Annotated in this window: 9 protein-coding genes and 1 pseudogene; all 10 read left to right on the plus strand. The window is 60.9% G+C overall.

Features of this window, described 5'->3' with window-relative positions; translation table 11 throughout:
• The first annotated feature begins 4 nt into the window (after positions 1-4).
• Positions 5-1,198, plus strand: a complete 1,194-nt coding sequence (gene tagH / locus AC2LD7_RS19520; RefSeq protein WP_484599332.1) for a type VI secretion system-associated FHA domain protein TagH — start codon at positions 5-7, stop codon at positions 1,196-1,198.
• 5 nt (positions 1,199-1,203) lie between these two features.
• Positions 1,204-1,683 carry a type VI secretion system lipoprotein TssJ gene (tssJ, locus tag AC2LD7_RS19525; RefSeq protein ID WP_484599333.1) on the plus strand — a complete coding sequence of 160 codons (480 nt, stop codon included), beginning with the start codon at positions 1,204-1,206 and terminating at the stop codon, positions 1,681-1,683.
• 3 nt (positions 1,684-1,686) lie between these two features.
• A complete protein-coding gene (gene tssK / locus AC2LD7_RS19530) occupies positions 1,687-3,018 on the plus strand; it encodes a type VI secretion system baseplate subunit TssK (protein ID WP_484599334.1) in 1,332 nt (443 codons plus the stop codon).
• Between the two features lie 5 nt (positions 3,019-3,023).
• The gene (gene icmH / locus AC2LD7_RS19535; protein ID WP_484599335.1) at positions 3,024-3,896 is read left to right on the plus strand and encodes a type IVB secretion system protein IcmH/DotU; all 873 of its coding nucleotides are present in this window, start codon (positions 3,024-3,026) and stop codon (positions 3,894-3,896) included.
• Positions 3,897-3,913: 17 nt separating this feature from the next.
• Complete coding sequence (gene tssM, locus AC2LD7_RS19540) at positions 3,914-7,435, plus strand: type VI secretion system membrane subunit TssM (protein ID WP_484599336.1); 3,522 nt, start codon at positions 3,914-3,916, stop codon at positions 7,433-7,435.
• Positions 7,435-8,172 (plus strand): PP2C family protein-serine/threonine phosphatase, encoded by a 738-nt coding sequence (locus tag AC2LD7_RS19545; protein ID WP_484599337.1) that lies wholly within the window; start codon positions 7,435-7,437, stop codon positions 8,170-8,172. Before tssM ends, AC2LD7_RS19545 begins: the two co-directional genes overlap by 1 nt.
• Complete coding sequence (locus AC2LD7_RS19550; protein ID WP_484599338.1) at positions 8,169-9,152, plus strand: serine/threonine-protein kinase; 984 nt, start codon at positions 8,169-8,171, stop codon at positions 9,150-9,152. Before AC2LD7_RS19545 ends, AC2LD7_RS19550 begins: the two co-directional genes overlap by 4 nt.
• A 20-nt stretch (positions 9,153-9,172) precedes the next feature.
• Positions 9,173-11,284, plus strand: coding sequence for a type VI secretion system Vgr family protein (locus tag AC2LD7_RS19555; protein WP_484599339.1), 2,112 nt, complete (start codon positions 9,173-9,175; stop codon positions 11,282-11,284).
• Between the two features lie 378 nt (positions 11,285-11,662).
• Positions 11,663-11,737, plus strand: a pseudogene (locus tag AC2LD7_RS19560) (hypothetical protein); the annotation flags it as partial.
• Positions 11,734-12,031, plus strand: a 298-nt coding sequence (locus AC2LD7_RS19565) for a hypothetical protein (protein WP_484599340.1), incomplete at its 3' end; no start/stop codon positions are given. The pseudogene AC2LD7_RS19560 and the gene AC2LD7_RS19565, both read left to right, overlap by 4 nt.

Consider the following 12,031-nt stretch of genomic DNA (forward strand, 5'->3'; position numbering starts at 1 on the left):
AGCCATGGAACTGGTTTTCGATATGGTCAGCGCGCAGCAGTTCTTGCCGGGCCTGATAAGCAGCAAAACATTCAAGCAGGCCGGTGGCGTTATCGGTCGCGCCGAGGGTTGCGACTGGGTGATCCCGGACCGCAAACGCGTGTTGTCCAGCCGCCACGCCGAGGTGAGTTACCGAAACGGGGCGTTCTTTCTCACGGACACCAGCAGCAACGGCATTCAACTCAAGGACAGCGGCGCCAGCCTGGACAAGGGCCGGGCGCAGCGAATCGAGCACGGTAGCGTGTACTGCCTGGGCGACTTCGAGATTCGCGCCCGGCTAATCCAGGACCCCGGCTCCTTCGAAGGTGATATCGGCCGCCCGCAGCCAGCCGGCAGCATTATCCCCGACGACGCATTCCTCGATCTCGATCCGCTCACTGCAATTGATCAGCAGGAGCGCGTCTACGCCGAAGTGGACGACTTGACCGCCGTACTCGCTCCGCCCCGGCCCTCGGCTCAGCAGCGCGACTATGCACAGATCGACGAGGAGAACCTACAGGTTCCCGAACTGGTGATGCCCACTCCGGTCGCTCCGTCCAAGGCCACCCCCGAACCCGAGCGTATGCCGCCCTCCTTCTGGGAGCATTTCGGCGAAGCACTCGGGGTCAAGCTCGATGAGTTTGATGAAGATGCCCGCCAGGCGCTGGCTCTCAGCGCCGCCAAGCTACTCAAGCAGAGCGTCGGCAATTTGCAGCAGGCATTGCGCACCCGGGGCGAGTTGAAAAATGAAATGCGCCTTTCTCTGACCACTGTGCAGAGCGCTGGCAACAACCCGCTCAAGCACAGTATCGACAGTGGCGAGGCGTTGACTCTACTGCTACGAGGCGGCAAGTCTGGTCAGCTCCCCGCAGAACAGGCGGTTGGTCGTGCGTTCCGTGACATCCAAGCGCATCAGGTAGCGATGCTCGCGGCCAGCCGCGCTGCCGTCAAAGGTATGCTCGAACAGCTGTCGCCTGAGCAATTGGCGCTGCGCTTCGAGCGCGACAGCAAGCCGCTGATTTCAACCTCCGGTAGCCGCTGGCGCGCTTATAAGCGACTACATCTGGCCATGCAAAGCAGCGACGATTGGAGCGAACGGCTGTTCGCCCGCGACTTTGCCCAGGCTTATGAGGAGCAGGTACGCCTGATTGCCACGCTCAACACCGACCTTCAAGGATGATGTCCATGTCTCGCTTTTTCCCCGCTGCAGTATTCGCTGCGCTGGCCATGCTCGGCGGCTGCTCAGCGCTCTCACCCAATTCCGACCTGACCAAGCTGGATCTGTCGTTGCAGGGCAGTGACCGGCTCAATCCCGATCTCAACGGCCGCCCCTCGCCTATCGTGATTCGGCTGATCGAGCTCAAACATCCGGTGGCTTTCGAGCACACTGATTTCTTCTCGCTCTACCAACGCCCCAAAGAAGCGCTCTCGCCTGACCTGGTGATTCAGGAGGAGCTGGAATTGCGCCCGGGCGAGCAACGTGACCTCAAGCTGTTCGTCCAGGAAGGCAGTCGCTATATCGGTGTGCTGGCGGCCTACCGCGACCTGCCCGAATCCAACTGGCGCTTCGTCATTCCACTGCAGCACAAGGCGCAGAACCGCATCGAGCTGAGCCTCGACGAGCGCGGCATCCAGGTCATCGACCCGCTCGCAAAGGAGAACTGATCGATGAGCATGAACAAAGTAGTTTGGCAGGAGGGCATGCTTCTTCGCCCGCAGCATTTCCAGCAGAACGACCGTTATTACGACGCGCAGCTCAAGCTACGTACCCAGAAGCTCGGTCATTACGCCTGGGGCTTTTTCGGGCTGGAGATCGACCGCCAGTTCCTCAACATCGGCAAGCTGGTGCTCAGCCAGGCCAGCGGTCTTCTCCCCGATGGTAGCCTGTTCGAGATTGGCGCCGAGCGTGAGCCGCTGGCTTTGGACGTACCGCCTAACACTGGCAATACCCCGGTCTATCTGGCGCTGCCGTTGGTCACCGGCAACTATATAGAGAGTCGCCGCCTGGAGCAGAAGGACGTGCTGGCACGCTACACCGCCTTCGACGAGGAAGTCGCCGATTCCAACGCCGGCGACAGCAGTAGCAGTCAGGTCAGCACCGCCCGTCCGGACTTTCGGCTGCTGCTCGGCGAGCAGCAGGACGACCGAGCCTACGTAAAGCTCAAGCTCTGCGACATCCTCGACACCACGCCGGACGGGGTAATCAGCCTCGACCCTGAATACATCCCAACCTTCATCGACTTCCAGGCATCGAGCTACCTGTTGTCCTGCCTGAAGGAAGTAATCAGCATGCTCGGCCATCGTGGCGACATCCTCGCCGAACGCATTCGCGCCACCGGCAAGGTTGGCGGTGCCGAAGTCGGCGATTTCATGATGCTGCAGCTGATCAACCGCTACGAGCCGGTTCTGCGCCATTACCTAGGTATCGACCGGATACACCCGGAACAGATCTATCGGGAGCTGCTCGGTCTGCTCGGCGAACTGGCGACGTTCTCCAGCGAGACCAAACGACCACGGTTGGATGGCAGCTACCTGCATAACGATCAAGGTCTCTCTTTCCGCAAGCTGATGAATGCGATCCGCCAAGTACTGTCGATGGTCCTTGAGCAGCACGCCATCGAGCTGTTGCTGCAGCAACGCCAGTACGGCATCCAGGTCTCGCCGTTGCATGACCACAAGCTGTTAGGCAGCGCCTCTTTCGTGCTCGCCGCCAGCGCCCAATGCGACTCAGAGGAATTGCGCACGCGTCTGCCTGCGCATCTGAAGGTCGGCCCCGTGGAGCGCATCCGCCAGTTGGTCAACCTGCACCTACCGGGTATCAAGGTGAAGCCTTTGCCGGTGGCGCCGCGACAGATCCCGTTCCACTCTGGCAAGACCTATTTCGCCTTGGAGCTGAGCTCCGAGGAGTTGGCGCAGCTGGAGCGCTCCGGCGGCTTCGCCTTCCACGTCTCCGGCGAATTCACCGGGCTTGAGCTGAAATTCTGGGCGATAAGGAACTGACCAACATGATCAGAGAAATGGACTACGGGCAGGACGACAAAACGGTCATCCTCAATCGCCACGATGGCGCCCCAGCGCAAAGCCCGCTGACGGATTTCAGCGCGCCGCCGAAATTCGAGCAACTCGAGGAGCGGATGATCTACGCCGCTCGCCTGCGCCCGGCGGAAACATTCAACATCAGCCTCAACCCACTGGTCGCGGCGGCATCTTCGCTACTGTCCGAAGTGGTGCGCCTCAAGCACAGCTTCGAAGGCGAAGACTTGCGTGCGCTGAATCAGCGCCTGTCCGGCGAACTCAAGCTGTTCGAACATCGCGCCCTGCATGACGGCGCCGAAAGCAGCCAGGTGATGGCCGCGCGCTACGTGCTATGCACCGCGATCGACGAAGCGGTGGTAACCACGCCCTGGGGCAACGAGAGCGAATGGTCGCAGATGAGTCTGCTGTCGAGCTTCCACAACGAGACCTTCGGCGGCGAAAAGTTCTTTCAACTGCTCGAGCGCCTCTCGCGCAACCCGATCAAGCACCTGCCGATGTTAGAGCTGATGTATCTCTGTCTGTCACTGGGCTTCGAAGGCAAATACCGAGTGATGCCGCGCGGCATGCTCGAACTCGAAGCGGTGCGCGACAGCCTGTACCGGCAGATCCGCCAACTGCGCGGCGACGTTCCGCGCGAGGTATCGCCGCGCTGGCAAGGCCTGCGCGATACCCGCCGGCGTCTGGTGCGCATCGTGCCGTGGTGGCTGGTCGCACTGTTCACGCTGGTCTGCCTGAGCATCATGTATGCAGGCTTCGCCTGGGTACTGGGTGAACAGCGCGATGCCGTGCTGCAGCCGTACCAACCCGTCGATCCGACCGTTCAGGTCGAGCCTCAGCCGTAACAAGGACGTATATATTCATGAAGGTTTTTTTCGGCAAGCTTGCCGCTTTTTTTCGTAAAACCTGGGTATGGAGCCTATGTCTCCTGCTGATGCTGGCCGTATTGATATGGTTCTTCGGCCCGCTGCTGGCCGTCGATAATTACAAATTCTGGGAATCGTCGGCCAGCCGCCTACTATCCATCGCTGGCCTGTGCCTGGCATGGGGTCTGTTCACAATTTTTGCCAGTTGGCGCAGCACCCGTCGCCAGCAAGCCGAGGCCAGCGACGACGAAGCTCAGGAGCGTTTGCGTCGCGAAGGACTGATCACCGAGGAGCAAAGCATCCTTCGCCAGCGCTACAAAGACGCCGTGCGCACTCTCAAAAGTTCGAGCCTGTACCGTGGGCGCAGCGAGAAATGGCGCAACGACCTACCGTGGTACCTGCTGCTCGGTCCCCAAGGTAGCGGCAAGACTTCGCTGCTGGATTTCTCCGGCCTGGATTTTCCGCTCAACCGCGGCGACAACCAGCGCCTGACCAAGGATGTTTCAGGCACTCGCTACGCGGACTGGTATTTCGCCGACCATGCGGTGCTGATCGATACCGCAGGCCGGTATCTGACCCAGCCCGACGCATCGGTCGATGGCGAGGCTTGGGGCACCCTCATGGATCTGCTGCGCCGCCGTCGTGCACGCCCACTCAACGGTGTGCTGATCAACGTTCCGGTCGAGCAAATCCTGCAGTCCAGCGAGCTGGCATTGGAAGCCTTGGCGCGCCAGAGCCGCCAGCGCCTGCAGGAGATTCACCGACGGTTGGGCGCTGACGTACCGGTGTATCTGATCCTGAGCAAGGCCGACCAGATCCTCGGTTTCGAGGAATTCTTCGACCAGTTGTCACGAGAGGAAAGCGACCAAGTCCTAGGTGCCAGCTTCCGCAAAGAACAGGTCGGCACCGACGTCAACGTGGTGCGCGGTGAGTTCGAAGAGCTGCTACGCCGACTCAACAGCCAGGTGATCCTGCGCATGCACCAGGAACGCGATACCCAGCGCCGCGGACGCATTCTCGATTTCCCTCACCAGCTCGGCCAGATCGGAGAGCGCCTATGCCTGTTCATTGAGCTGGCGTTCTCCGGCAACCGTTACCAGCGCGCCAGCCAGCTACGCGGCTTTTACCTGACCAGCGCGCCACAGCTGCAGGCTGGGCTCGACCCAACGACCAGTGGCATCGGCCGCAACCTCGGCCTGTCCAGCAGTGCGCTACCAACATTCCGTAGTGGCCGGGCACGCTTCATTAATCATGTACTCAGCAGGGTGATCTTCCCCGAAGCCGACCTTGCTCGCTTGGACCAGAGGGAAGTGCGCCGCATTGACTGGGGTCAGCGCGCCCTCTACGCCGCAAGCTTCTCCTGCCTGGCGCTGTTCGGCGCACTATGGGCCAACGGCTTCTCGGCCAACCATGAGCGGCTCGAGCAGCTGCGCAGCTTGGCGGACTCGTTAGCCCCCCAGGGCCTCAGTGTGCAGAGCGACGCCATGCACACGTTAAACGTACTCGATACGAGCTACGCGGCGACGCAAGTATTTCCCGCAAACGATGAAGTCTCCTACCTGCAGCGCGGAGGACTATACCAGCGAGAGCACGTCGATCCGACATTGCACCGCGCCTATCGCCGCGAGCTTGAGAATGAATTACTGCCGCGTGTCGGCCGTCAGCTCGAAGCTCAGATCCGAGCCAATCTGAACGACCGCGAACGCCTACTTGGGAGCCTGCGCGCTTATCTCATGCTCAACCTCGAGCAGCGCCGCGACAGCGCTTTCCTCAAAGAATGGCTGGCCGCCGACTGGTCGCTGCGCTACGCCGGCAACACCGTCGCGCAGAATGGTCTGAACACTCATTTTCAACGGATGCTAAGCGAGAGCTTCGAGCCTTATGCGCTTGATGAACAATTGGTCACCCAGGCGCGCCAGGTACTGCACGCCGAGTCGTTGGCCAACGTCGTCTACCGCATGCTGCGCGATCAAGCTCGAAGCCTTCCAGATTACCGTTTCAGTCAGCGTCTAGGGTCCCAGAGTGCACTGTTCGGCGGCAGCGATTACACCATCCCTGGGCTCTATACCCAAAATGGTTATCAGAAGTTCTATGTCGCCCAGGGCAGCGACTTGGTACGCGAGATCCTGCACGACAATTGGGTGCTCGGTGAAAGCGACAGCCTCAGCCTGAAGGACCTCGGCCACCTGATGGTAGAAATGGAACAGCGCTATTTCCGCGACTATGCCAACTACTGGGGTGAGGCCGTTGCACAGCTGAACCTGGAGCCGATCGCAGGCTCGGGCCAGGGCGCGATGCTGCTCAGCGGCCTGACCGCCGCCAATTCGCCGCTGCTCCAGCTGCTGGTCGAAGTACGCAACAACACTCGCTTTGTCGGGGCGGTCGAGGCTGCCGAAGCCACCGACGCGCTCAAGGGCACCACCGATAAATTGGGCAAGTCAGCCAAGCTGGCTTCGGCCGCCGCCGAGCAGGCCCAGGCGGCCCTAACGAAGAACCTACCAGACACCGCCCGCAAGGCTTTGGAACGCCGCTTCGAGCCGCTGCACCGTTTGCTCGACGACAACGGCGGTGCCAGCGTCGAGCTGATCCCAACCCTGCAGGCCCTCGACGCACTGCAGCTACAACTGACCAGCCTGGCCCATGCCAGTGCGCCGGATCAGGCCGCTTTCGAACTGGCCAAGGCTCGCGTGGGCGGTCAGCGCGACGCCATCGATCAGCTGCGCAGCAGCGCCGCCCGCCTGCCGCAACCAATCGGCAATTGGCTCGACCGGCTCGCCGAAGACAGCTGGGCGCAGGTCCTCAACGACGCCTATCACTACCTGAACCAGCGCTACCAGAGCGAGCTGTATGCGTTCTACAAGGGCTCGCTGCGCCAGCGTTATCCGTTTAGCGCGCACAGCGAAAGTGATGTGGCGATCGCAGATTTCCGCGAATTTTTCAAGCCGCAGGGGGTAGCTGGTAACTTTTTCGATCGGTATCTCAAGCCTTTCGTCAGTGGCGATGCTGGCCAGTATCGGCTGCGCCGGGTCGATGGACGTGGCCTGCCGCTGTCGCATGAATTCCTTGCTCAGATGAGTCATGCACAGACCATTCGCCGCAGCTTTTTTGCCGAAAACCCGAACGAGCCGCAGATCCGCTTCAAGCTAGAACCTTATTCGCTTGACTCGAGCCTGGGCCGCGCCGACTTCCGCCTCGGCAACCAGCAGATGGAGTACCGTCACGGACCGATCGTACAGACTGCGTTCAGCTGGCCTGCCGACGCCAAGGAAGGTCGCACCAGTCTGGTGGTCGAAGAACTAGGCGGGCGCCGCGTCGGCATCGAGAACAACACTGGCCCCTGGTCACTGTTCCGCTTATTGGACCTGATGCAGGTGGATTACCACAGCGGACGCGACGTCTTGATGCTTAAAGCCAACCTCGGCGGGCGTCACGCCAACTACCTGCTGCACAGCCAGCGCTCACCAAACCCGTTCGACATCGCCTTGCTACGCGATTTCAAGTTGCCGGCAACGCTGTGATGGCGGGCATCACGAGTCTGGCCTATAGCTGGCGCAGCGCTGCACGGACCGATACAGGCAAAGTCCGTGCACGAAACGAGGACGCCTATCTCGACCGCCCCGAACAGGGTCTCTGGGCGGTCGCCGACGGCATGGGTGGTCACCACAACGGCGCTTTGGCCAGCCGACTGATCGTCGACCACCTGGCGGAGTTGCCCGAAGGCAGCCTGGCCGAGCGACTGGTCTGCCTGCGCCGCTGCCTGCATGATCTCAATCGCCGGCTCGGACAGGAGCTGACGGTCACGGCCGACCGCCCCGACTCGGTGATCGGTAGCACGGTGGTAGCTCTGCTGATGGATGGTAAGCGCGCCGCCTGCGTATGGGCCGGAGACAGCCGCTGCTACCTCTGGCGTGGCGGCCGCCTCTACCAGCTCTCGCGTGACCATTCGCTGCTGCAGCATCTGATTGACGAGCAGAACCTGAGCCCGCAGGAAGCCGCGCGCCATCCCGCAGCGCACGCTCTCACCCGCGCCATCGGAGCCAGCGAACAGTTAGTGCTGGATATTCTTGAGCTCGACGTCTACCCCGGAGATACCCTGCTGCTGTGCAGCGATGGCCTTTACCAGAGCCTGTTACCGGACGCCTTGGGCGCCGCGCTCAGTTCGCCATCGACCGGGCTTGCACTGCAGCGGCTGTTCGACCAAGCCATGGACGGTCCGGCACGAGACAATCTCAGCGCTGTGGTCGTGCGGCAATGAACAAGTCCCAGCGCGTCGAGCCGGCCTCGGATCTCACCTACTTCGCCTTTGCCGCCACGGCTTCCGCACAGACCACGCAGGCCGCAACTCCTTCGACCGGCAAGCTGCCTCAGGTGCTGGGCGGGCGCTACCTGATCGAGCGGCTGTTGGGCGTCGGCGGCATGGGGGCGGTCTACCGGGCGCGAGATCTCTTGCGCGAACAGTTTGGCGACCCGGAACCCTACGTTGCACTGAAAACCCTGAGCGACGATTTCGCCGAGTATCCCGATGCGCATGCACTGCTCTACACCGAGTTCGCGCTGACCGCCCGGCTGAGCCATCGCCACGTGGTGCGCCTGTTCGGCTTCGACGTGGACACTGCCAGCCAACGTGCGTTCATCACACTCGAACTGCTCAAGGGCCCGACGCTCGACCATCTGCTCAGCGAACGTCCTGAAGGGCTCGCCTGGAACGAGCTATGCGAGATCGCCCTGCCGCTGTTCGAGGCCCTGGCCTATTCCCATAGCCGCGGCGTGATCCACGGGGACATTAAACCGAGCAACGTGATAATTGCCGAGGACGGGGTGCGCTTGTTCGACTACGGCCTCGGCCAGCCACTCGAAGGCGTGCTCAAGAACCTACCGCGCCTCTCTCGTAACCGTTTCAAGGCCTGGACGGCGCGCTATGCGGCCCCTGAACTGCTAGACGGCGTCGAGCCATCTGAAGCCAGTGATATCTACGCGCTCGGCTGCCTGCTTTTTGAATTGGCAAGCGGCAACCATCCGTTCCGCCGATTGAGTGCCAAGCAGGCAAAAGCGATGGCGCTAGAGAAAGAATTGCGGTGCCCGCCGAATCTGCCGGCTTATGTCTGGCCGACGCTGCGTACGGCATTGGCGTTCGACATTGATGAGCGCACGGCCAGTCTGACCCAACTACTGGATATTTTCCGCCGCCCCGCACCCAGCCGCTTGCAGCGCTGGTTCGGGTCCACCCCTGGATGACAAGAGCACAAGGAAGCGCCATGTTTAACGCGGCCAATGACACCCATTTCGCCCTTACCATCGAAGGCATCGAGCACGACCTGCAGGTGCTCGCCTTCAATGGACGCGAGGCCATCAGCCAGCCCTTTCGCTTCGACCTGGAGTTAGTCAGCGAGCGACCTGATCTCGACTTGCAGAGCCTGCTTCACCAGCCGGTCTTTCTCACCCTGTCGCCATCCGGCAACGGCATCCACGGCCTGACCCACCGCGTCGCCCAGGACGAATCCGGCAAACGCTTGACTCGCTACCAGCTGACGATCGTCCCTCAACTCGCCTATCTGGCCCACCAAACCGACCAGCGCATCTTCCAACACCTGACCGTGCCCCAGATCATTGCACAGGTGCTCGAAGGTCATGGTATCCAGGCCAACGCTTATCGCTTCCAGCTCGGCCCAGCGGTCTATCCCAAGCGCGACTACTGCACGCAGTACGACGAGACCGACCTGCACTTCATCCAGCGTTTATGCGAGGAAGAAGGCATCCACTACCATTTCGAGCACAGCCCGAGCGGCCACGTGCTGGTATTCGGTGACGACCAGACGGCCTTTCCCAAGCTCGGCCAACCCACCGCCTATCTCCAGGACAGCGGATTGGTCGCCGATGAGCCAGTAATCAAGCGCTTTTCCGTACGCTTAAAAACCCACACCAGCCGCGTAAGCCGGCGCAACTACGACTTCGAGCAACCGCGCCTGGTGATGGAAGCCACCCACAAGGGTCAGCCCGTCGAACAGCAGATGACGCCAAAACCAGACCTGGAAGACTACGACTACCCCGGCCGCTTTACCGACCGCACCCGTGGCAAGCATCTGTCCCAGCGCGCCCTTGAACGCCACTGCAGCGATTACCTCCTGGCCAAAGGCTCTAGTGACCAGCCCAGACTGGTCAGCGGTCACCTGCTGGAAATCTCCGATCACCCACGCGGGGAATGGAACGACCTTTGGTTGCTCACCGAGGTGATCCACGAAGGCAAGCAGCCGCAGGTGCTGGAAGAGTCGATTACCGGTATTCCAAGCCACCAGGGACATCCCCTCTCTCCCAGTCGGGGAGAGAGGGGACGTGAGGGGCGGAACTTGGCGGTCGACAGCTTCACCCAAGGCTACCGCAACCGCTTTACCGCCACTCCTTGGGACATCCCCTACCGGCCGGCAATCAAGCATCCAAAGCCCAAAGTCCTCGGTAGCCAGACCGCGACGGTCACCGGTCCCGCTAGCGAAGAGGTCCACTGCGATCAGTACGGTCGGGTCAAGGTCCGGTTTCTCTGGGATCGCGAGGGCAAGACCGACGAAAAGACCAGCTGCTGGCTGCGCGCCTCCTCGAGCTGGGCAGGTGATCGCTATGGTGCCATCGCGATTCCGCGAGTCGGCATGGAGGTGCTGGTCACCTTTCTCGAAGGTGATCCCGACCAACCGCTGATTACCGGCTGCCTCTATCACAAGGAACACACGGTTCCCTATGAGTTGCCAGCCAATAAGACCCGTACGGTATTCAAGACGCTGAGTTCACCTGATGGCAGTGGCTACAACGAACTACGCATTGATGATCGCAAAGGACAGGAGCAGATCTATCTCCACGCCCAAAAAAATTGGGATGAGCACATCGAGCGCGACCAGAAGATCCGCGTCGGCAACGAACGGCATGAGATCGTCGAAGCTACGAGCTTTACCGAGCTAAAGGCCGAAGAACATCTTACCGTTGCCGCCGACCGCAAGGTGGAAGTCAAACCAGACGACCACCTCGCCATCGTCCAGACCCAGCACATCAAGCTCGGCACTGCCCAACTGACAGGCACCGGTAGAGAAATTCACCTCAAGGCAGGCCAGAAAATGCTCATCGAAGCCGGTATCGAACTGACCCTCACCGCCGGCGGCGGCTTCATCAAACTCGACCCCGGCGGCATCACCGTCAGCGGCCCGGTGGCCAAGCTCAATGCTGGTGGCTCGCCGGGTAAAGGCTCCGGAATTAAGATCAAGCCTCCCGTATCACCAGGATTGGCGGCCAGTGGCAAGGCGGGGAATTTGTTGAAAAAGGCATCGCCCGGCGAGCTGGTCAGCGCCCCGAAGAAGCGCAAGCGGATGCTCAGTTTCTCCGGCTAACAAGGTTAGAGTGCGAGTCAGGAGTTGGCTCGCGAAAAGGATCAGGGTTTACTGGACTTGCCCATCAAACCGGACATCACAACCAGCACCGCTGTCGCTCTATCAGGCACTGCTGGAAGTGCACCCATGAGCCTCCAATACCTGCGCATCGGTTCTCTTGCCAACAGTCCGAGCTGGACAATTTCGCGACGGCTTGCCGGCACTAGCCCAGCAAGCCACTGAGCAAGAAACAAGCTACACCGACTTTCGGGAACAGCTTCTGCTGAGCGAAGATAGCGCTCGAAACGAGCGACGACGCTCCTTCAAGTACGCCAGCGGCGCACTACAAGTGCCAGATCCTGAGTTGGCGGGACTGGCGTTTATCGAACGCAAGGTAAAAACGTCGTGCTGCTAGGACTTTCTGGCGTTGGCAAAACACACTTGCCTAGCGCGCTTGCTATTGAGCGATCATGAAAGGCATCTCGACCCGGTTCATCTCTAGGGCTCTGCTCGCCGTCACGCAAGGTGGTGTCGAAGATAATGACGCGGTCGTTGCTGCTCATGTCGAATTCCTCTTGGCCGGCCATGCGGACTCAGGCGGCGCCTCAGGTGTGAATTGTGGCCGGAAACCAACAAAGCGGGAAGACCGAGCGGCCTTTACAGCGTCCAACGATCAGTTTGGGCCGATCTGGGTCGGGGGCCAGACGCACACTACCGCACTCCGCCTCAAGTCGATGCAAACATTTCCATACAGCACTTCGGCTTACG

This window comes from Stutzerimonas sp., assembly GCF_982611455.1.

Coding starts and splice junctions, on each gene's coding strand:
- tagH (WP_484599332.1), top strand. CDS start 5: ATGGAACTGGTTTTCGATATGGTCAGCGCGCAGCAGTTCTTGCCGGGC.
- tssJ (WP_484599333.1), top strand. CDS start 1,204: ATGTCTCGCTTTTTCCCCGCTGCAGTATTCGCTGCGCTGGCCATGCTC.
- tssK (WP_484599334.1), top strand. CDS start 1,687: ATGAGCATGAACAAAGTAGTTTGGCAGGAGGGCATGCTTCTTCGCCCG.
- icmH (WP_484599335.1), top strand. CDS start 3,024: ATGATCAGAGAAATGGACTACGGGCAGGACGACAAAACGGTCATCCTC.
- tssM (WP_484599336.1), top strand. CDS start 3,914: ATGAAGGTTTTTTTCGGCAAGCTTGCCGCTTTTTTTCGTAAAACCTGG.
- AC2LD7_RS19545 (WP_484599337.1), top strand. CDS start 7,435: ATGGCGGGCATCACGAGTCTGGCCTATAGCTGGCGCAGCGCTGCACGG.
- AC2LD7_RS19550 (WP_484599338.1), top strand. CDS start 8,169: ATGAACAAGTCCCAGCGCGTCGAGCCGGCCTCGGATCTCACCTACTTC.
- AC2LD7_RS19555 (WP_484599339.1), top strand. CDS start 9,173: ATGTTTAACGCGGCCAATGACACCCATTTCGCCCTTACCATCGAAGGC.